Below are 21,061 nucleotides of genomic sequence, written 5' to 3'. Positions count from 1 at the left end.
TAATGCCCGCCCTGTTTGTGTGAGGTTTCTGAGATTTTCCTGATGGCGCTGTTAATCACCAAAAAATGCATCAATTGCGATATGTGCGAGCCCGAATGCCCTAATGAGGCCATTTCGATGGGCGAGAGCATTTATGAGATTAACAGCGATCGCTGCACGGAATGTATTGGACACTACGAAACACCGACCTGCCAGAAAGTGTGCCCGATCCCCAATACCATTTTGAAAGATCCGGCACATGTCGAAAGCGAAGAGCAGTTGTGGGACAAGTTTGTACAAATGCACCACGCGGATAAAATCTAGAACCTGACTCAGGGCTATTTTACTTGTCATTTTAAACCTGGGCAGTGCTCGCAATCCTCACGTACCTGAGTACGTTCCGGTTTCTCCGCGCTGTCCGAGTTCAAACTGATATCGCCAATGACGCCCTGAAATAAGGTCCTTAACTCTCGATAATCACCGTCGCGCAGGCATAGCGGCGCTCATCTGCCAGCGTGACATGCATGTGCGCCACGCCCAGTTTTTCCGCAAGCGCTAACGCTTCCCCCCACAGTCGCAGACAGGGCTTGCCCAGCTCGTCGTTAAATACTTCAAACTGGTTAAACGCAAGCCCGTTGCGGATACCCGTTCCAAACGCTTTTGCCGCCGCTTCTTTGACGGCAAAGCGTTTGGCGAGAAAACGCACCGGTTGCTGATGCCTCTCCCAGATGGCCCATTCATTGTCGCTTAACACGCGCTTTGCCAGGCGATCGCCGCTACGGGCAATCACCGCTTCAATACGCTCAATTTCGACAATATCCGTTCCAATGCCAAGAATAGCCATTACTTACGTGCTTCCACCATCAGGCGTTTCATTTCCGCGACCGCCTCTTTCAGACCGCTCATGACAGCACGACCAATAATGGCATGGCCAATGTTCAGTTCATGCATTTCCGGCAGGCGTGCGATAGCCTGCACGTTATGGTAGGAGAGGCCGTGGCCGGCATTGACTTTCAGCCCGAGGCTTGCCGCATAGGTCGCCGCTTTAGCGATGCGATCCAGCTCTTTTGCCTGTTCTGCTTCGTCTTTCGCGTCGGCATAACAACCGGTGTGAATTTCGATGTACGGCGCGCCAACATCGGCAGCCGCTTTGATCTGCTCAACATCGGCATCAATAAACAGCGAGACCAGGATACCGGCATCCGCCAGACGCTTGCAGGCATCACGCATTTTGTCACGTTGCCCGGCCACATCCAGACCACCTTCGGTGGTCACTTCCTGGCGTTTCTCCGGCACCAGGCAGCAGAAATGCGGCTTCGTTTCGACCGCAATCCCCAGCATCTCTTCTGTGACGGCCATTTCAAGGTTCATTCGCGTGTCCAGGGTCTGGCGCAGTACGCGAACATCGCGGTCAGTGATATGGCGACGATCTTCACGCAAATGCACGGTAATACCGTCCGCACCGGCCTGTTCCGCAATAAATGCCGCCTGTACCGGGTCCGGATACGCCGTGCCGCGCGCATTGCGCAGGGTGGCAATGTGGTCAATGTTGACGCCTAACAGTAATTCAGCCATCACAATCCTCGTTTTCTTTTTCGTTCGTCTTTACGTTCTACTCACCCCGCCCTTCTGCTCACATGCGCACAGGCGAAAGCGAGTCGGAAATTCGGCTCCGTTAACGTTTCGGCATAAACTGGCGAAACAGTTCCCGGCTCTTGAGCGGTTTGCCCCCAAGATACGGCTTTAACGCTATGCGGGTAAAGCGTTTCGCCGCCCTGAGCGTATCCATATCGGGAAATTCGCGTTCGGCAAGCGCTCGCAAATGCCGCCCGGTAAAGGTGCTGTTATCCACCACCACGCTGGCAATAAATCCCTTCTCTTCGCGATAACGGTAGGTCATGGTGTCGTCAACAGGTTCACCACTGCCAGCACAGTGCAGAAAATCCACGCCATATCCGAGGTGCCCCAGCAACGCGAGTTCAAAACGACGTAAAACCGGTTCGGGCGTACCGATTGCGCCAGCCAGTGCCTGGATACAGTGCAGATAATCGAAGAAAAGTTCAGAGAAGCGAGTCTCATGTTCAAGAACCCGTGACAGGAGCTCGTTGACATACAGACCGCTGTAAAGCGTAATCCCGGAAAGGGGAAGTGCCAGAGAGACGGCTTCAGCGCTGCGCAGCGTTTTGACTTCGCCGCGTCCGCCAAAGCGTACCAGCAAGGGGGTAAAAGGCTGTAACGCGCCTTTCAGGTTGGAACGTTTTGAACGTGCGCCTTTAGCGACCAGGCGCACGCGACCCGACTCTTCCGTGAAGACGTCCAGCATTAAGCTGGTTTCGCTCCAGGGGCGACTATGCAGTACGAATGCGCGCTGCCAGCCCTCCATCATACTCGTCGTCTTTCAAGCTGCAGGCGCGTTAGCTGCGCCAGCTCCCCCCAGTCACTTACCGATGTAAGCTCCAGGGGATTCACGGTCTTGCCGCCTTCCTGCAACTCGAAATCCATAGAGTATCAACTCTTAAAGATCATCAACGTAGCCGAGACTACGCAGTGCACGCTCGTCGTCGGCCCAGCCCGATTTCACTTTCACCCACAGTTCCAGGTGAACCGGGGCTTCGAACATCTCCTGCATGTCTTTACGGGCTTCGATACCGATGGTTTTAATTTTGGCCCCTTTGTTGCCAATCACCATCTTCTTCTGCCCTTCGCGTTCAACGAGGATCAACCCGTTGATATCGTAACCACCACGTTCATTGGTAATGAAACGCTCAATTTCGACGGTAACAGAATACGGCAATTCAGCGCCCAGAAAACGCATCAGTTTTTCACGAATGATCTCGGACGCCATAAAACGCTGAGAGCGGTCGGTAATATAATCTTCCGGGAAATGGTGAACCGCTTCCGGCAGATGCTTGCGCACAATGCTGGCAATAGTATCAACGTTAAAGCCGGTCTCAGCAGAGATTGGGACGATATCGAGGAAGTTCATCTGGCTACCCAGGAACTGCAGATGCGGCAGCAAATCGGCCTTTTCCTGCACGTTATCGACTTTGTTGATAGCCAGGATAACCGGCGCTTTCCCTTCACGCAGTTTGTTGAGCACCATTTCATCGTCCGGCGTCCAGCGGGTGCCTTCCACGACGAAAATGACCAGTTCAACATCACCTATCGAGCTGCTCGCCGCCTTGTTCATCAGGCGGTTAATCGCACGTTTCTCTTCCATGTGCAAGCCGGGGGTGTCCACGTAGATGGCCTGGTAAGCCCCTTCGGTGTGAATACCCACGATGCGGTGACGGGTGGTCTGCGCTTTGCGCGAGGTAATGGAAATCTTCTGCCCGAGCAGATTATTCAACAGCGTGGATTTACCCACGTTAGGGCGGCCGACGATGGCGATAAACCCACAATATGTTTTTTCAGTTTCAGTGCTCATTCCAGCTCCAGTTTTTTCAGCGCCTGTTCGGCTGCGGCCTGCTCTGCCTTACGGCGGCTTGAACCTGTGCCTACTACCGGTTCTTTCAGGCCACTGACCTGGCAGTGGATAGTGAATTCCTGATCGTGTGCTTCGCCACGCACCTGCACCACCAGATAAGACGGCAGTGGGAGATGGCGACCCTGCAAAAATTCCTGCAAACGGGTTTTTGGATCTTTTTGTTTATCACCCGGACTGATTTCGTCCAGACGTGTTTGATACCAGTTCAGGATCAGTTTCTCGACAGTCTGAATATCGCTGTCGAGGAATACCCCACCGATCAACGCTTCTACGGTATCGGCCAGAATAGATTCACGACGAAAACCACCGCTTTTCAGTTCACCAGGCCCTAAGCGCAGACATTCACCCAGTTCAAACTCACGGGCGATTTCCGCCAGTGTGTTTCCGCGAACCAGCGTTGCGCGCATACGGCTCATATCACCTTCGTCCACACGCGGGAAACGGTGATATAGCGCATTGGCAATCACAAAACTTAAAATGGAGTCGCCTAAAAATTCGAGACGCTCGTTATGCTTGCTGCTGGCACTGCGATGCGTTAATGCCTGCTGCAACAGCTCCTGATGATGAAAAGTGTAGCCCAGCTTCCGCTGAAGCCGATTTATTACGATGGGGTTCATGCGATACCAATAGATGAATGCGTCAACAATGCAGCACACGAAACCGACCTGAAAGTACATATCATCGATTGGCAGCCTCTTTTAATCGATGGCGCGCATGATGAAGTGTAAGAACCAACGCGGTTTCGTGTGCTGTGGCGCCCTGAGGAGCCAGCCTGAAACTTCGGGGGAACATTCTATACGCAACGACATGGGATGTCGTTAGTCTGAACGGATTTATCGCGGAAATAATTCGGGGTGCGGATATTCTGTCCGCACCCCGTTGAATTAATGAATGCCACCAATGCGACTTAAGCGCACGCCGGTTGGCCATTCACCTTCTTGTTTTTCAAAACTCATCCAGATCGCGGTAGCTCTGCCCACCAGATTGGCTTCTGGTACAAAGCCCCAATAACGGCTGTCAGCGCTGTTATCGCGGTTATCGCCCATCATGAAGTAATGACCCGGCGGAACAATCCACGTCGCCAGCGGCTGGCCCTGCTGTTTGTAATACATGCCCAGTTGATCCTGCGCGACCGGCACGGTCAGAATACGGTGGGTGACATCCCCCAGCGTCTCTTTGCGCTCACCCAGACGAATACCATCATCACGGTTCTCGCCTTTCGGCAACTGGAAGAAACCACTGCTGGCTTCCCCGCCCGTGCGGCGCCCGAAGGTCTGCACGAAATCACTCGGTTCAACATTACTGTAGGTGATTGGCAGCGCGTTATCACAAGCCTGGCCGGAGCTGCATTTTGGCTGTACGGTAACCTCTTTGGCGACCGGATCGTAACTCACTTTATCGCCCGGCAAGCCGACAACACGTTTGATGTAATCAAGACGCGGATCGTCCGGATATTTAAATACCGCGATGTCACCCCGTTTCGGATGACCGGTTTCGATCAGGGTTTTCTGGTAAATCGGATCTTTAATGCCATAGGCGAACTTCTCAACCAGAATAAAATCACCAATCAGCAGCGTTGGCATCATCGAACCTGACGGGATCTGGAAGGGTTCATAAATAAATGAACGCACGACCAGAACAATCGCCAGCACCGGGAAAACCGATGCGCCAGTTTCCAGCCAGCCCGGTTTCGGGCCGACTTTTTTCAGCGTTTTGTTATCGAGGGCATCACCTGTTGCCAGTTGGGCAACAGCCTGACGCTCACGGCGTTTGGGTGCAAAAATAAACTTATCAAGGCACCATAGAAATCCCGTCGCCAGGGTCGCAACGACCAGGATCAGGGCAAACATGTTCGCCATGCCAACTCCTTAAGGGTTATTTGCCGTCTTTACCGACATGCAGAATGGCGAGGAACGCTTCCTGCGGCAGTTCGACGTTACCGACCTGCTTCATGCGTTTCTTACCTTCTTTCTGTTTCTGCAGCAGCTTTTTCTTACGGCTAACGTCACCGCCATAGCATTTTGCCAGAACGTTTTTACGCAGTTGTTTTACCGTCGAACGGGCAATGATGTGGTTACCAATGGCCGCCTGAATGGCAATATCAAACTGTTGACGCGGGATGAGCTCTTTCATCTTCTCAACCAGCTCGCGCCCGCGGTATGGTGCGTTGTCGTTGTGGGTGATCAGCGCCAGCGCATCAACACGCTCACCGTTGATCAGCACGTCCACACGTACCATGTTGGAAGCCTGGAAGCGTTTGAAGTTGTAATCCAGTGACGCATAGCCACGGGAGGTTGACTTCAGACGGTCGAAGAAGTCGAGCACCACTTCCGCCATCGGGATTTCATAGGTCAGCGCCACCTGGTTACCGTGGTAAACCATGTTGGTCTGCACGCCACGTTTCTCGATACAGAGCGTGATCACGTTGCCCAGGAACTCCTGTGGCAGCAGCATATGACACTCGGCAATCGGCTCACGCAGCTCATAAATATTGTTCAGCGGTGGCAGCTTGGACGGGCTGTCGACGTAGATAACCTCTTTCGAGGTGGTCTCAACTTCGTAGACTACCGTTGGTGCGGTGGTGATCAGATCCAGATCGTATTCACGCTCCAGACGCTCCTGAATGATCTCCATATGCAGCAGACCAAGGAAGCCGCAGCGGAAACCAAAGCCCAGCGCGGTAGAACTTTCCGGTTCGTAGAACAGCGATGCATCGTTCAGGCTCAGCTTGCCGAGCGCATCACGGAAGTTCTCATAATCGTCGGAGCTTACCGGGAACAGACCGGCATAAACCTGCGGCTTCACCTTTTTAAAGCCCGGCAGCGCTTTGTCAGCCGCATTTCGCGCCAGCGTCAGGGTATCGCCCACCGGCGCGCCCATAATGTCTTTAATGGCGCAAACCAGCCAGCCTACTTCGCCGCAATTCAGTTCAGTACGGTCAACCTGTTTCGGTGTGAAGATGCCCAGACGGTCAGCGTTATAGACCTGGCCAGTACTCATCACTTTAACTTTATCGCCTTTACGCAGCGTACCGTTTTTCACACGGATCAACGACACGACGCCCAGGTAGTTATCGAACCAGGAGTCAATAATCAGTGCCTGTAACGGTGCATCCGGATCACCTTGAGGTGCCGGAATTTCGCGCACCAGGCGTTCGAGGACATCAACAACACCCACACCGGTTTTTGCAGAGCAACGCACCGCGTCGGTGGCATCGATACCAACGATATCTTCAATTTCTTCCGCAACACGTTCCGGATCGGCTGCAGGCAGGTCGATTTTATTCAGTACCGGCACCACTTCCAGATCCATTTCCATGGCGGTATAGCAGTTTGCCAGCGTCTGCGCCTCTACCCCCTGGCCGGCATCCACCACCAGCAACGCACCTTCACAGGCGGCCAGCGAACGGGAAACTTCGTAGGAGAAGTCAACGTGACCAGGAGTATCGATAAAGTTCAGTTGATAGGTTTCGCCATCGGACGCTTTAAAGTCCAGCGTAACGCTCTGCGCCTTGATGGTAATACCGCGTTCACGTTCGAGATCCATAGAATCAAGAACCTGAGCTTCCATTTCGCGATCGGACAAGCCGCCACAAATTTGGATAATGCGGTCAGACAGCGTCGACTTACCGTGGTCGATGTGAGCAATGATCGAAAAGTTACGTATATTCTTCATATAGGGAGATTTTTTGCCTTACGAATAACTAAGAGGCCGCGGTTCGGAGCCTGACGTCAAAAGTCTGAAACGCCGCATTCTACACTACAACCACAATGCGGGGAAATGCTCATACTGGCAACAAACCAGGCCGCGTATTCCCCCCGGTAAGACAGGAAAATCACTGGCATTATTCGGCAGGTGAATTGTCGATGCGCACCAGGTCGGGAGGGAGGCCAACGCTGATAATCACCGGCTGCCATTCGGAACGATTCGCCAGTTTTGGCGAAAAACTCCGCGCCAGTAAAAAACCGCCAACCCCACCCAATATGGCGCCGCACAACGTGGCCAAATCCTGATTAAACAAGGTCTGGAAGAGCGCCGACAACAGGAAAAGACCAACCAGCGGAGACATATACACCAGCAGCGCTGACGTCAATAAACTGGCTTCGCCAATCCCCAGCTCCACTTTTTGCCCGGCAACCAGCGGCTGAGCGCACGGTACGGACAAGGTATGGGTCATTTGCGGCCCAAGTTTGTTCAGTACGCGGCTCCCGCATCCACTTCGTGAAGCACAACTGCTGCAGGAGGCTTTAACATCGCACTCCACCAGCGCTTCACCGTTTTTCCATGAGACGACGGTCGCCCACTCTTTGATCATTGTGCTGCCCTGAATTTGATGCTGTCCGCAATACGCTTGGCCGTTTGTGGAGGTAATTCACCCACAATAGTAATTTCAGCGTTATCACGGATGGTTGTACTCACGGTCCGGCGTCCGGTACGCAACATCTGATCGGCACTGTTCTGATTAGCACGATTGACGTTCACCGAGAAACTAAACAGGCCATCGGAATAAAGACGGGATTCGACAGGCATGTCTATGGTAGGAAGCTGGCGACGACTGCTGGAGACTTCACTAAAACCTTGCGGTAACCAGGAAGGCAACCAGTTAAAGGCAACGCTGTCGCCCTGCGGAACGGACAGCAACGGCGGCAAGTTGGCGTTTGCCAGGGTCTGCATACTGCTGGCGATCTGTTGCCCGTTTACGGTGTAGGCAATCACGCGGAACTGTTCCAACGTTTCGCCATCTCTGTCGAGCAGATCCACGCGCATTGGCAGGCGCGTTTCCGCATCCATCCAGACAATGTAGCTATAACGCGTTCCGTCACGGGCAACAACCCGGATCACTTCACACAAGCGATCGGCAATACGCGTACGTCCGACAGAAATAAAATCGTAATAAGGCGCAAGGCGTTTGAAATCGGTATATACCAGCGAAGGGAGCGAATCGACAATGTAGTCGCCATTCAGCGTAAAGGGCTCAAGACCCGGCTCAAAGTAGCTTATCTCATTGCCGCGCTGTACCACTTCCCGGCGGGGGCCGTCCATTTGCAAAAGCTGAGCGAGAGGCTGATTGTTTACGCGCGCGTGGCGGTAACGCAGAGACTCTACCCCTTGCTTGTTAATGCTGATAAAGGACAGTTCATAGTTGAGTGACTGGCTCGCCACGTTCATCTGCTGCAACAACGCCCCGGACGAGGTATCTGCCGAGGCGTTGCTTGAGAAGAACAGGCCTGCTGCCACAAAAGACATGGCACACCAAAGTTGCTTCATTACTGCGATTGGGTTCCTAACGTTTGATTTCCTGGCACTTGCACAGCAGCCTGCTGCGTTTGTGCCTGCTCAAACTTAAGCTGTTCGGAGTGCAGACGACGTTGCAGTTCGTAATCCTGCAACATGGCGTTAATACGGCGACGCTGTTCCTGCACCTGCTGTTGCTGACCGACATCCGCCGTTGCATCAGCCGGAACACCCAGACTTACCGGGCTGGCTTTGCCCATCATCGGCAGTGTATTAAACACTGGCGCTTCTGGCTGCTGGGTGGATTCAGACTGGCCATTATAGTGCTGGACACCCACAATAACTGCAAGCGATACGCATGCAGCCACGCCCATTTGCGTCAATTGACTGGCCCATGGACGGACTTTTGTCCAGAATGGCATTTTCTGCCACTGGTGCGGCGCAGGCTGAGCCTCAGGGATTAATGGTGTCGTCGGTTGAACAGACTCATTTTCAATCGCGGCCATAACTTGGGCTGAGATATCGAAGTGGAGAACATCAGCCGTATCACCGCGCATTGCGTCGCGAATGAGATGGTAGCTCTCCCAGGTTTTCTGCATTTCAGGATCGCGAGACAGCTCAGAGAGCAGCTCCCTATCCAGCGTTTCACCGTCCATTAAAGCGGAAAGTTGTTCTTTCTGCATGCCTAATACCTTTTCCAGTATCCCGCTATCGTCAACGCCTGATAAGCGGTTGAACTTTATTATCAATAGCTTCCCGCGCTCGGAAGATACGTGAACGCACTGTACCTACCGGGCAATCCATGATAGCGGCTATCTCTTCATAGCTCAGACCATCCAACTCCCGTAACGTAATTGCCATGCGTAAATCTTCCGGGAGCGACTCAATAGTACGGAAAACTATTTGTCTCAGTTCTTCTGACAACATTAAGTTCTCAGGGTTCGAAATTTCTTTCAGCGCTCCGCCACTTTCGAAGTTTTCTGCTTCAATCGCGTCGACATCACTTGATGGCGGCCTGCGTCCCTGAGCAACCAGATAATTTTTTGCTGTATTCACAGCGATACGGTATAGCCAGGTATAAAAAGCACTATCTCCCCGGAACGAGTCCAGCGCGCGATAAGCCTTAATAAATGACTCTTGTACGACATCAGGCACATCGCCAGAAGGCACATAGCGGGAAACCAGACTCGCCACTTTATGCTGGTAGCGCACTACCAGTAAGTTGAACGCCTTCTGATCTCCTTTCTGGACCCTCTCAACAAGGACCTGATCCGTTAACTGCTCGCTCATCCGAGGTAAAATCTCCCCAAAACCTATTTCCACGCGTAAATGAAACGCCACTCCAAAACTGCACTATATGAGCAAGCAGCCATTTAGAGCGAAGGTTCAGTAAAAAGTTCCGTTACGCCTTTGTTTTTGTGAATCGTTCTGCAGACTTTTCATTATGACTCATTATAAGTCCACAAACTCTGTATCGGGTATGTTGATTATGAAAAGACCCGAAGACCGCCAGAGAGTAACGCAACACAGCCTTTTTTTCATCACCTAATCCATATCAGCTAACAATCTGCCAGATAACGATTTTCTTGCGGGCATCGCATTTATGCCGCCCTCGCATGTTTAGCCGTTAGTACAAATCATTAAAAAATGGCTACGCCAGGGCGGAATACGGTGCTATGCTGCCCGAACCTTGTTTAGTAAATTAAACACACCATCATGAAAACAACCCCCGAACTTTCGTGCGATGTGCTGGTCATCGGCAGCGGTGCCGCGGGCCTGTCTGTTGCTCTGCGCCTCGCTGAACGCCACAACGTTATCGTGTTAAGCAAAGGGCCGGTGAGTGAAGGCTCAACTTTTTACGCACAGGGCGGTATTGCCGCTGTGTTTGATGAAACCGACAGCGTTGAGTCTCATGTCGAAGATACGCTGATTGCCGGGGCTGGCATTGTTGAACGTCAGGCAGCAGAGTTTGTTGCCAGTAACGCCCGTCAGTGCGTGCAGTGGCTGATCGATCAGGGCGTCGCGTTCGATATGCAGGTGGATGCACAAGGAAGCGAAAGCTATCACCTGACCCGCGAAGGCGGCCACAGCCACCGCCGCATTCTGCATGCCGCCGATGCCACCGGAAAAGAGGTTGAAAACACCCTGGTCAGCAAGGCGTTGAATCACCCAAACATTCATATCATTGAACGCAGCAACGCGGTGGATTTGATTGTTTCCGATAAAATCGGCCTGCCCGGCACGCGTCGCGTCGTAGGCGCATGGATCTGGAACCGTAATAAAGAGATTGTGGAAACCTGCCATGCAAAAGCCGTCGTGCTGGCGACGGGCGGCGCATCAAAAGTGTACCAGTACACCACCAACCCGGATATCTCATCCGGCGACGGTATCGCCATGGCCTGGCGTGCCGGATGTCGCGTGGCAAACCTGGAGTTCAATCAGTTTCATCCAACGGCCCTGTTCCACCCACAGGCGCGCAATTTCCTGCTCACCGAAGCCCTGCGCGGTGAAGGGGCGCATCTTAAACGTCCGGACGGCACCCGTTTCATGCCCGATTTTGACCCTCGCGGCGAACTGGCACCGCGCGATGTTGTGGCTCGTGCCATCGATCACGAGATGAAACGTCTGGGGGTTGATTGTATGTATCTCGACATCAGCCATAAGCCTGAGGATTTTGTCCGCCAGCATTTCCCGATGATTTATGAAAAACTGCTGGGGCTGGGGATCGATTTAACCAAAGATCAGGTTCCTATCGTGCCTGCCGCGCATTACACCTGCGGCGGTGTCATGGTGGACGAACATGGTCGGGCCGATGTCGATGGATTGTATGCGATTGGCGAAGTGAGCTATACGGGCCTGCATGGCGCCAACCGCATGGCGTCTAACTCGCTGCTCGAATGTCTGGTTTACGGCTGGTCGGCGGCAGAGGATATTGATCGTCGGATCGGCATGACCCGCCCTGCCCCCACGCTTCCCGCCTGGGATGAAAGCCGCGTCGACGATGCCGATGAACGTGTGATTCTCCAGCATAACTGGCATGAGCTGCGCTTGTTTATGTGGGATTACGTTGGCATTGTGCGTACCACCAAACGTCTGGAGCGCGCCTTACGACGTATTACTTTGCTCCAGCAGGAAATTGACGAGTACTACGCCAATTTCCGCGTGTCGAACAATTTGCTGGAACTACGTAACCTAGTACAGGTGGCAGAGCTTATCGTGCGCTGCGCTATGGAACGTAAGGAAAGCCGCGGTTTGCACTATACGCTGGATTATCCGGATCAGTTGCCTGAATCCGGCCCAACGGTGTTGTCGCCACGCACTTACATGAATAAATAGAAAGCCTGAGTGAGCGCGGTGTAACTTTCAGAATAATGCTGATCGGCACCGCGGATCGCCAGCCAGTCGGTAAAGCATTCCCCCGGTGTTGGCGAAAAGGCCATTAATACGCGATGCGGCGGGCGATTTTCATACTCCGCCACATCCGTACGTAACCGTAAGTGCCAGCCTATACCCTGCGCTTTTTGGGCAAAGGCTTCACTCACGTCCACCGGGAGGATCACGCAGAAGAAACCGTCTTCGGTGATAAGCGACGCCGCACAGTCCAGCAACATTGCGTGATCCAGCGTCGTGGTATAGCGCGCCTGTTCCCGCTCCGGGGTCGCACACTGCACGCCCTGCGCAAAAAAAGGCGGGTTACTGACAATCAGATCGTAACGTGCCGTTTGCCCCGCACACCAATCGCGAATATCCGCATGATGGACATGAAAACGCGCAGCCCAGGGTGTCGCCTGCCCATTCTCCTGAGCCTGTGCTGCTGCTTGCTCATCGAGTTCTACTGCATCGATGACAACCGCATCGGTTGTTCTCTGCGCCAACATTAGCGCCACCAGCCCGCTGCCCGTGCCAATATCCAGCACCCTTTTCGCCCGCGAAACAGGCGACCACGCACCGAGTAAGATGCCGTCGGTGCCGACTTTCATGGCGCAACGATCGTGTGCAACAAAAAACGCTTTAAATGTGAAACCATCGCGGCGCAACTGCGCCTTCTGGTGGGGCATCTTTACAACCTCTATACGGAAACAGACGTAGCATAGGTGAAAGCAAAGCGCCGGAAAAGTAATAAGCTTACAAACAGATGAAGATTGCAGCCGTAACGTCTATAATCAGCGCCCCACACAGAGGTAGATCATGACTGTAACGACTTTTTCCGAACTCGAACTCGACGACAGCCTACTGGACGCGCTCCAGGAGAAAGGTTTCACACGCCCGACCGCCATCCAGGCCGCCGCCATTCCGCCTGCGCTTGAAGGGCGTGATGTACTTGGCTCAGCGCCGACCGGTACGGGTAAAACGGCGGCATATTTGCTGCCAGCGTTGCAGCACCTGCTGGACTTCCCACGTAAGAAATCCGGCCCGCCGCGCATTCTCATCCTGACGCCGACTCGTGAACTGGCGATGCAGGTTGCCGACCACGCCCGCGAGCTGGCAAAAAATACCCACCTGGATATTGCCACCATCACCGGCGGTGTGGCCTATATGAACCACGCCGAAGTGTTCAGCGAAAACCAGGATATCGTGGTCGCAACCACAGGCCGACTGCTGCAATACATTAAAGAAGAGAATTTTGACTGCCGTGCGGTCGAAACATTGATCCTCGACGAAGCGGATCGCATGCTGGATCTGGGCTTTGCGCAGGACATCGAGCATATTTCTGGCGAAACACGCTGGCGCAAACAGACCATGCTGTTTTCCGCAACGCTGGAAGGTGAAGCGATCAAAGACTTCGCCGAGCGTCTGCTGGAAGATCCGGTTGAAGTTTCTGCAACTCCGTCCACCCGCGAGCGTAAAAAGATCCACCAGTGGTACTACCGCGCGGACAATTACGAACACAAGCTGGAACTGCTCAAGCATTTGCTCAAGCAAGACGGCGTGACCCGTTCAATCGTCTTCGTGCGTAAACGCGAGCGTGTCCATGAACTGGCGGAGCAGTTGCGTGCAGCGGGTATCAACAACTGCTATCTCGAAGGCGAGATGGCACAGGCGAAACGCGTTGAAGGCATCAAACGCCTGACCGACGGTCGCGTTAATGTGCTGGTTGCCACCGATGTCGCCGCCCGTGGTATCGATATTCCTGACGTGAGCCATGTGTTTAACTTCGATATGCCGCGCAGTGGTGACACCTATCTGCACCGAATCGGCCGTACCGGTCGCGCGGGACGCAAAGGGACCGCGATTTCACTGGTCGAAACCCACGATCATCTGCTATTGCAGAAGATTGGTCGCTACGTTGAAGAACCGCTGAAAATCCGCGTGATTGATGAACTGCGCCCCACTACGCGCGCGCCGAGCGAAAAAATGACCGGCAAGCCGTCGAAGAAAGTGCTGGCTAAGCGTGCAGAGAAGAAAAAAGAGAAAGAAAAAGAGAAGCCGCGCGTTAAACAGCGCCATCGCGATACCAAAAATATTGGTAAGCGCCGTAAGCCAAGCGCCGCCGCGACAGAACAACAAAATAACGAAGAATAAAAAACGCCGGGATAGCCCGGCGTTTTTATTTCTGCAGCCTGCGGATTACAGGCTTTCAGTAAAGGTACGAGCGATAACGTCGCGCTGCTGTTCCGGCGTCAGAGAATTGAAACGTACGGCATAGCCAGAAACACGGATGGTCAGCTGTGGGTATTTTTCCGGATGTTCTACAGCATCCAGAAGCGTTTCGCGACGCAGCACGTTTACGTTCAGATGCTGACCGCCTTCTACACGAACTTCCGGTTTCACTTCCATCGGAATTTCACGGTATTCAATGTCACCCAGTTTGCTCACAGCAACGACTTCATCTTCGGAATAACCGGCTTTTGCACAAACACAGCGCGCTTCGCCTTTTTCGCTGTCGAGCAACCAGAAAGAGTTCAACAGATCATCGTTTGCCGCTTTAGTAATTTGGATACCCGTAATCATGATGTGCCTCCCTTAGGCATTATTTTTGATTTGATCGGCCTTGTGGCGGCCAATTGGTAAAACCATTGTTGCTTGAGTGTATATATACCCTCCACACACCCCTGATTCTTTGATTAAAATCAATAAAAACCACACCACTAAAAAGGTGATAGGCGGAATTTATTGTTTTACATCAAGTTAGCAACTTTCCAGCCCTTAAAATTTTTGTAAATTTTCAAATTTTTTTAAGCTTCTAACGTTCTGTTTTACGTGTCGATTTTGCGCCAGCGGAAGAAGCAGTTAAGCTACAGTCACTGAAATTGGCAGGAGAGCGGGATGACCACCTCATTAACATGGCACGATGTGCTGGCAGAAGAGAAACAACAGCCTTACTTTATCAATACCCTCAGCGCGGTAGCGACAGAACGGCAGTCCGGTGTCACCATCTATCCGCCGCAAAAAGATGTCTTCAATGCGTTCCGTTTTACTGAACTGGGCGATGTCAAAGTCGTGATCCTCGGTCAGGATCCCTATCACGGCCCCGGTCAGGCTCATGGGCTGGCATTTTCGGTGCGTCCCGGTATCGCCATCCCACCATCATTACTGAATATGTATAAAGAGCTCGAACAGTCGGTACCCGGGTTCGTTCGCCCGACGCATGGTTATCTGGAAAGCTGGGCGCATCAGGGCGTGCTGCTTCTCAATACTGTCTTAACGGTGCGCGCCGGGCAGGCGCACTCCCATGCCAGTCTTGGCTGGGAGACCTTTACCGATAAAGTAATCAGTCTCATCAATGAACACCGTGAAGGTGTGGTGTTTTTACTTTGGGGATCGCATGCGCAGAAGAAAGGGGCAATTATTGACGGTAAACGCCACCATGTATTGAAAGCGCCCCACCCGTCACCGTTATCCGCACATAGGGGCTTCTTCGGGTGTAAGCACTTTGTTCTGGCAAATGAATGGCTGGAAAAACACGGCCAGACACCGATCGACTGGATGCCTGTGTTACCGGCGGAAAGTGAATAAATATCGCAGCTCACATCCCGCAGCAACGGCGGGATGTGTTGGACGCATTTACAGGTACTCTTCTCCCGCCGCAATTTCCCGCACGGCCCGTTCCCGGAACTGACTGGGACTCACGCCCGTATGTTTGTGAAAGAAACGGGTGAAATAAGCCTCATCGTTAAATCCCAGAAAAGCAGCCAGTTGTTTGATGGTCTTTGAGGTATAAACCAGCTCGCGCTGCGCTTCCTGAATCACCCGCATATTAATCACATCCAGACTCGACATGCCCAGCGTTAAACGGCACAGACGCGAGAGATGTCCGGGCGACATTCCCATTTCACAGGAGTAATCATTCACCGTCAGCCGCTGGCGAAATTTCTGGTCAACGATGGCGAGGAATTTGTTGATCTGCGATGCCTTGCGCGACGAGTTATCCATCTGCTGATCGACGAGACCAGGCTCGGTAATCCGCGATAGATGAACAAACATAGAGATAAACAGCGACGCGCACATTGCTGTCTGGTTAATCATGGGCACGCGTAATTCATTCAACATAGAGTAATAAAATGCCCAGATGGCATCCTTCTCGTCGGGGAAATACTCCAGCGAAATAATGCACGGTTTATGCACCAGCTTGAGGATATCGGGTGCCAGCACGCCAATGACCGACTCAAGCGGTCGCTGCGAAGCCGTGATGGTGAGTCCTTCGGTATCTGGCGTGTAGTGAAAACCGTGAACAGTCTGCGCGGGGACCAGAATAAGGCAAGGGGCTTTGGCCAGTTGTCGCGTGCAGTTCATCAGTACTTCGACCTGCCCTCGCTGGATGAATAGCACCTGAATCAGCGAGTCATGTACATGCGGGCTTGCCCGCCAGTTCAGATCCTTTGATCGCAAGGAGATCATCTCGACATTGAAAAAATTCTCCCAGCTTAGCCCAGACTGCTCACCGTATAATGCATAAGTAGGAATAGTGGTTGCCATCAATGCTCCTCTACTCTTCTCAGTGCTGCTGCACGGCCTGGCTGGTCTGTCGGGAACAGTGAAAACAGCGGACTTATTCCGCAATATCTGCATTCAGCACTCGAAGACCAGCGCAGCAAACGATTTAAAAAACGAGATCGTCAGGCGGGTAAAATGACTGCGCCCTCCTGACGTAACAACTCGATATCTTTAGCTGAGTATCCATATTCACTCAGAATTTGTTGTGAGTGATATCCCAGTCGCCGGGACGGTTTGATCTGCGCTTCTCCCATGCCGTGGATGGTAACAGGCGGCGTCACCAGCACCCGTTTATTTCCCGTGGGGTACTCAACGTTACGCAGGCAGTCGGTCGCCCATGCCTGATCATCTTCCAGAATCTCATCCGGGGTATATCCCTTCTCATGGGCAAAATCGTTTTCTTTTAAGAGCCGCATCATCTCGCTAAGCGGACGTTTGGCAACCTGCTCACTGATAATATTGATAATGTCCCGATTACGGCCAAACTGGTTCACATCGGCAATACGGCAAAATTCCGGACTGTCGACCAGATCCTCACGACCAAGAAGCACCATAAACTTATTGAAGAAGCGATCGTATTCAGGAATACAAATGACCATCCATCGCCCATCAAGGGTTTTATAGGTGTTGTTGAACGGGTTGGAGACTTCACAGCGCGACTTCGGATAGACGTTGCCGTACTGTGCTGAGGTCACGGCAATGCTCATCATAAACAGCGCCGTATGGTGCAGGCTAACCGTCACCTTCTCGCCCGTTCCCGAAAGCGTACGCCCGTACAGCGCAGCGCAAATACCCGACACCAGGCACATGGACGCCTGAAAATCACCAAAGCCGTTTACCGAGTTGATCGGGGTTTCGCCGCGCTCATTGGTTGACCCAAGGATCCCGCCGCGACAAACGTAAGCCGTCGCATCAAACCCGGCGGTGTCTTTTTCCGGCCCTTTTTCGCCATACCCCAGGATCTGCGCGAAGATTAAGCGTGGAAAGCGCAAGTGCAACTCTTCCCAGGAAAACCCAAGCCGTTCAAGCGCTTTTGTGCGATAGCTGGTCACAACGACATCTGCCGTCGAGAGAATGCGGTACGCAATAGCTTTCGCGCTCTCTTTTTTCAGGTTCAGGCACAGGAATCGTTTATTAGCATTAGAGATATCAAATGCCGGGTTTTCGTCATCCTCGTAAGGCATGTTGAACACAGAAGCCTGAGTACGTCCCGGATCGCCAGACGGCGGTTCGATTTTGATCACATCCGCCCCCCAGTCACCCAGAATACGTGCCACTGTGGGTGCTGCCAGGAATGACGTTAAATCCACTACTTTAATGCCTTCTAATGGCCTCATAAGTCATGCTCCTTCATTTTGGAAAAACCCTGTCGCCCCGCCAGTCCGCCCGCGCCGCGCAAATTCCCGTGCAATCCTTTCTTTTCAATGGGTTTAATCCGGGCGATAAGCATGAAGAATGCGCCCAGAATGGCGATGCTTGCCCCCAGATAGAGCGCGTACTCATACTGTCCGGAAACATCAATAACCCATCCCGCCAGCACCGGCGAAAGAATACCCGCCAGCGTGCCAAATACGCCGTTCAACCCCACCAGCATGCCGGTGTTTTTCTGGGAGAAAATAATCGGAATGGAGAAATGCGCAGCCATGGTGAAACAGAGGAAAAAATTCGAGGCGGAGATGAGCGTAGCCGCGCTCCAGAGGCTATTTGCTCGCGTCCCCAGAATCAGAAACACCCCGGCCAGCAGCAATCCGGCAACCGGAGAGAGCTTACGCCCGATATTTTGCCCAAAGCGCCGACAGGCCGCATCCGTGACCAGACCGCCGAGCGGGTAGGCCAGAATGGCCACCAGATACGGGAGCATGGAGTAAATCGCGCTTTGTTTAAGATCGATACCGCGTCCCATCGCGAAATAGGTCGGCAGCCAGGTCATAAAGAGAAAAAACAGATAATTCGTACAGAAGTAACACAACGCGCAGGCCCAGATGGAGGGCGTTGACAGGATATCGGCTTTCGTCAGATCGCCCCCTGCCGTCTCTTTCTGAGCGGAATGTTCCGCGTTAGCAACGGCCTGCCCCGCCTGAATATACGCAAGCTCCTGACGGTTGATGCGATTATCCATTTGCGGGCGACTGTTACCCAGCCACCACCACAGCAGGCACCACACTAACCCCGGCACAGAGACGATGTAAAAAACGGATTTCCAGCCCCAGGTTTGAATAATCCAGGCCGCCAGCACCATGGCAAAGGCGATCCCCGCAGGACAACCAACCTGTAGTAAGCCGGTCGCTTTACCGGATTCACTTTTAGGCACCCATCTGGCCGCCAGCGAAAAGTTCGCCGGAACCAGCAGACCCTGCCCGACGCCAACCAGAATACGCAGAAGCATCATGATGCCGAGCGTGGAACCTAGCGGTGTTAAGAAGGTAAAAACGACCCACCACAAGGTACCGGTTACCAGCACAATCCCACCGCCAAAGCGGTCAGCCAGCAGCCCTGCCGGCAACATTGTTATCGCGTAACCAATAAAAAATGCGGTGGAGACCCAGCCAAACTGAATGGCGGTCCAGCCATATTCATGCATCAGTGCCGGCCCGCACATCGACATACTGCTACGGGCAACAAACATAACGAAATAATCAATAATCAGCAGAACAATAATGCCCCAACGTCTATTCCCAGGTGATGTACTCATAGGTCACTCTCGCGAGAAAATAAGAATGATCGCACCCACGAAATCACGCGCAGTGTGCGATCACAGGCGGGATATAACGGAATAACACCCCGTGATATCCCTTCGTTGCATGGGCTCAGGCGGGTTAGCGAATTTCACCCGCGGCGGCAATCAGCGGACGTGCAATCGTCAGGCGCTGAACGGTACGTGGGCCTTCTTCAAACCACAGCGCGCGTGCATCGCGATACATTCTTTCCACCGGGCCATACGGGTTATCTTCGAAGTAACCAATCCCACCGAAGATTTCCAGGCAGCTATCCGACACGGTTCGCACCGTATCAATACCGTGCAGTTTGCACATCGCCGAAACCATCTCGATGTCTTCGCCGCGATCGAATTTCTGCGCGCAATCACGCAGCATTACGCGTAGGGCATGAACCTGAGTGCCCATGTCAGCCAGCGTTTGCTGAATGGCCTGACGCGCTACCAGTGGCTTACCGAACGTCACACGATCCTTCGCACGGGCAATTGCCAGTTCCAGGAAGCGCTGCGACATGCCCAGGCAGGTGACAGCAATCATCGCTCTGGAGTGCGCCAACGCATCCATGAAGATATCCAGACCATCGCCCTCTTTGCCCATAATGTTGTGCGCAGGCACTTCGCAGTTTTCAAAACGCAGATATGCATGGCCCGCGCCACGGCAGCCCATCATGTGTGGCATCGGATCGATGTAATAACCCGGCGTGTTGGTTTCGATAAAGAAAGCGGTTAATCCCCCTTTTTTGCGTTTGCTTTCATCCGTTACCGCAATAACGTAGCTACCGTCAGAAATATCCGTATGGGAGATCAGGGTCTTGGTACCATTGAGAATGTATTTATCCCCTTTCCTCACTGCGGTTGTCCGAATATCCGCCCCGGAACCACACTCTGCTTCGGTCAGTGCAAAGTTGATGTAAGCATCTTTATTGGCCAGTAACGGCAGCCATTTAGCGCGAAGGTCGGGGGCGCCATGGTCATACATGATGCGCCAGTTCAGGCCGTTAGCATGGTGCAGGTTCATACGCATACCGCCAGGGCCACGGCAGAACTCCTCCATGACGGAAAAGAATTGCTCGCAGTTCAGTCCCAGACCGCCAAACTCTTCAGGAATGGCCAGGCGAAATAAATCATTTTTGCGACATACATCGTAATAGGAGTCCGGGAAGACATTAGTTCGCTCAACCACCAGTTGGATTTCCTCCAACTCTGTTTCCGTGACTTTTCTGACTTTTTGTTTCAGTGCTTCCAGTTGCTGTTGAGATAATATAGCCATATACCAACCCCACTTCATATTAAATGATTAAATAACCATTGAAGAATTCAGACGATACCAATGTAAGTTGCAATAAATCCTGGGCCCCTTTTCGTCTTTCTTCACGAACTGACACCGGGATTATAAAAAGTGGCGCAAAGGCTTGATATTGACATATCCGACCAATCATTGGACAAATCGAACATACATGATGTAGCAAGAACACACAAAACAACAATAAAAACAAACAGATAAATAAAATAATCAGGCGATAAAAAATTTAAAAATTACCAACACGCATCACAAAACGGGCTTTAATGTTCGTTTTGTCCAGGATCAAGTGAGATATGTCTATATATCATCACAACACCTGTAATTATTATCCAAGATAAAACAACATTCGCACCAGTAATTATAAAAGCTGGCGAACCGGACAGAATAATTGGCGATAAATAATGCCGGG

The 21,061-nt window shown here is 52.5% G+C and carries 22 protein-coding genes; 5 read left to right on the top strand and 17 right to left on the bottom strand.

Translation table 11 applies throughout. The features are described from left to right. Nucleotides 1–42: 42 nt before the first annotated feature. A complete protein-coding gene (locus tag ABU190_RS00200) occupies nt 43–303 on the top strand; it encodes a YfhL family 4Fe-4S dicluster ferredoxin (RefSeq protein ID WP_039079785.1) in 261 nt (86 codons plus the stop codon). Between the two features lie 139 nt (nt 304–442). Here the strand turns inward: ABU190_RS00200 and acpS are convergent, their stop codons facing one another. The 5 genes from acpS to rnc form a co-directional block, all read right to left on the bottom strand. After that, a complete protein-coding gene (gene acpS, locus ABU190_RS00195) occupies nt 443–823 on the bottom strand; it encodes a holo-ACP synthase (protein WP_039079630.1) in 381 nt (126 codons plus the stop codon). Then, the gene (gene pdxJ / locus ABU190_RS00190) at nt 823–1,554 is read right to left on the bottom strand and encodes a pyridoxine 5'-phosphate synthase (protein WP_354690060.1); all 732 of its coding nucleotides are present in this window, start codon (nt 1,552–1,554) and stop codon (nt 823–825) included. The genes acpS and pdxJ overlap by 1 nt, the downstream gene beginning before the upstream one ends. A gap of 100 nt (nt 1,555–1,654) precedes the next feature. After that, complete coding sequence (gene recO / locus ABU190_RS00185; protein ID WP_193796309.1) at nt 1,655–2,362, bottom strand: DNA repair protein RecO; 708 nt, start codon at nt 2,360–2,362, stop codon at nt 1,655–1,657. A gap of 132 nt (nt 2,363–2,494) precedes the next feature. Next, the gene (gene era / locus ABU190_RS00180) at nt 2,495–3,406 is read right to left on the bottom strand and encodes a GTPase Era (protein WP_039079628.1); all 912 of its coding nucleotides are present in this window, start codon (nt 3,404–3,406) and stop codon (nt 2,495–2,497) included. Then, complete coding sequence (gene rnc / locus ABU190_RS00175) at nt 3,403–4,083, bottom strand: ribonuclease III (RefSeq protein ID WP_039079783.1); 681 nt, start codon at nt 4,081–4,083, stop codon at nt 3,403–3,405. The genes era and rnc overlap by 4 nt, the downstream gene beginning before the upstream one ends. Between rnc and ABU190_RS00170 the strand changes: the two genes are divergently transcribed. Beyond that, nucleotides 4,027–4,194 (top strand): hypothetical protein, encoded by a 168-nt coding sequence (locus tag ABU190_RS00170; protein WP_162303307.1) that lies wholly within the window; start codon nt 4,027–4,029, stop codon nt 4,192–4,194. The two genes, rnc and ABU190_RS00170, sit on opposite strands and share 57 nt — an antisense overlap. Nucleotides 4,195–4,350: 156 nt before the next feature. On the opposite strand, the gene lepB is transcribed toward ABU190_RS00170, so the two are convergent. The 6 genes from lepB to rpoE form a co-directional block, all read right to left on the bottom strand. Then, nucleotides 4,351–5,325: a signal peptidase I gene (gene lepB / locus ABU190_RS00165; protein ID WP_039079627.1), complete on the bottom strand. Its 975-nt coding sequence runs from the start codon at nt 5,323–5,325 to the stop codon at nt 4,351–4,353. 16 nt (nt 5,326–5,341) lie between these two features. After that, entirely contained in the window at nt 5,342–7,141 is a 1,800-nt protein-coding gene (gene lepA, locus ABU190_RS00160; protein WP_110294632.1) for a translation elongation factor 4, read from the bottom strand. A gap of 169 nt (nt 7,142–7,310) precedes the next feature. Then, nucleotides 7,311–7,781 (bottom strand): SoxR-reducing system protein RseC, encoded by a 471-nt coding sequence (gene rseC / locus ABU190_RS00155; RefSeq protein ID WP_354690059.1) that lies wholly within the window; start codon nt 7,779–7,781, stop codon nt 7,311–7,313. Then, nucleotides 7,778–8,734 (bottom strand): sigma-E factor regulatory protein RseB, encoded by a 957-nt coding sequence (rseB, locus tag ABU190_RS00150; protein ID WP_039079565.1) that lies wholly within the window; start codon nt 8,732–8,734, stop codon nt 7,778–7,780. Before rseB ends, rseC begins: the two co-directional genes overlap by 4 nt. Beyond that, nucleotides 8,734–9,384, bottom strand: a complete 651-nt coding sequence (rseA, locus tag ABU190_RS00145) for an anti-sigma-E factor RseA (protein ID WP_039079564.1) — start codon at nt 9,382–9,384, stop codon at nt 8,734–8,736. Before rseA ends, rseB begins: the two co-directional genes overlap by 1 nt. 31 nt (nt 9,385–9,415) lie before the next feature. Then, nucleotides 9,416–9,991, bottom strand: a complete 576-nt coding sequence (gene rpoE / locus ABU190_RS00140; RefSeq protein WP_000003307.1) for an RNA polymerase sigma factor RpoE — start codon at nt 9,989–9,991, stop codon at nt 9,416–9,418. 426 nt (nt 9,992–10,417) lie between these two features. Here rpoE and nadB point away from each other — a divergent pair, with 426 nt between their 5' ends. Then, nucleotides 10,418–12,037, top strand: coding sequence for an L-aspartate oxidase (gene nadB, locus ABU190_RS00135; RefSeq protein WP_039079563.1), 1,620 nt, complete (start codon nt 10,418–10,420; stop codon nt 12,035–12,037). On the opposite strand, the gene ABU190_RS00130 is transcribed toward nadB, so the two are convergent. After that, a complete protein-coding gene (locus tag ABU190_RS00130) occupies nt 12,022–12,759 on the bottom strand; it encodes a tRNA1(Val) (adenine(37)-N6)-methyltransferase (RefSeq protein ID WP_354690058.1) in 738 nt (245 codons plus the stop codon). The genes nadB and ABU190_RS00130 overlap by 16 nt on opposite strands. A gap of 130 nt (nt 12,760–12,889) precedes the next feature. Here ABU190_RS00130 and srmB point away from each other — a divergent pair, with 130 nt between their 5' ends. After that, a complete protein-coding gene (gene srmB / locus ABU190_RS00125; RefSeq protein WP_039079561.1) occupies nt 12,890–14,224 on the top strand; it encodes an ATP-dependent RNA helicase SrmB in 1,335 nt (444 codons plus the stop codon). A gap of 45 nt (nt 14,225–14,269) precedes the next feature. On the opposite strand, the gene grcA is transcribed toward srmB, so the two are convergent. Further along, nucleotides 14,270–14,653, bottom strand: a complete 384-nt coding sequence (grcA, locus tag ABU190_RS00120; RefSeq protein ID WP_039079560.1) for an autonomous glycyl radical cofactor GrcA — start codon at nt 14,651–14,653, stop codon at nt 14,270–14,272. A gap of 315 nt (nt 14,654–14,968) precedes the next feature. On the opposite strand from grcA, the gene ung reads away from it, so the two are divergent. Beyond that, nucleotides 14,969–15,658, top strand: a complete 690-nt coding sequence (gene ung / locus ABU190_RS00115) for a uracil-DNA glycosylase (protein WP_071193442.1) — start codon at nt 14,969–14,971, stop codon at nt 15,656–15,658. A gap of 48 nt (nt 15,659–15,706) precedes the next feature. Here the strand turns inward: ung and ABU190_RS00110 are convergent, their stop codons facing one another. From ABU190_RS00110 to ABU190_RS00095, 4 genes are all read right to left on the bottom strand, one after another. Further along, nucleotides 15,707–16,618 carry a helix-turn-helix domain-containing protein gene (locus ABU190_RS00110; protein ID WP_354690057.1) on the bottom strand — a complete coding sequence of 304 codons (912 nt, stop codon included), beginning with the start codon at nt 16,616–16,618 and terminating at the stop codon, nt 15,707–15,709. Between the two features lie 140 nt (nt 16,619–16,758). Beyond that, nucleotides 16,759–17,973 (bottom strand): CaiB/BaiF CoA-transferase family protein, encoded by a 1,215-nt coding sequence (locus ABU190_RS00105; protein WP_354690056.1) that lies wholly within the window; start codon nt 17,971–17,973, stop codon nt 16,759–16,761. Then, nucleotides 17,970–19,328: an MFS transporter gene (locus ABU190_RS00100; RefSeq protein ID WP_354690055.1), complete on the bottom strand. Its 1,359-nt coding sequence runs from the start codon at nt 19,326–19,328 to the stop codon at nt 17,970–17,972. Before ABU190_RS00100 ends, ABU190_RS00105 begins: the two co-directional genes overlap by 4 nt. A gap of 124 nt (nt 19,329–19,452) precedes the next feature. After that, complete coding sequence (locus ABU190_RS00095) at nt 19,453–20,619, bottom strand: acyl-CoA dehydrogenase family protein (protein ID WP_039079556.1); 1,167 nt, start codon at nt 20,617–20,619, stop codon at nt 19,453–19,455. Nucleotides 20,620–21,061 lie beyond the last annotated feature (442 nt).

Source organism: Phytobacter sp. RSE-02, assembly GCF_040578655.1.
In the GTDB taxonomy this organism is placed as follows: domain Bacteria; phylum Pseudomonadota; class Gammaproteobacteria; order Enterobacterales; family Enterobacteriaceae; genus Phytobacter; species Phytobacter diazotrophicus.
Note: the sequence above shows the minus strand (reverse complement) of the source record. Positions and strands in the feature narration are given on the sequence as shown.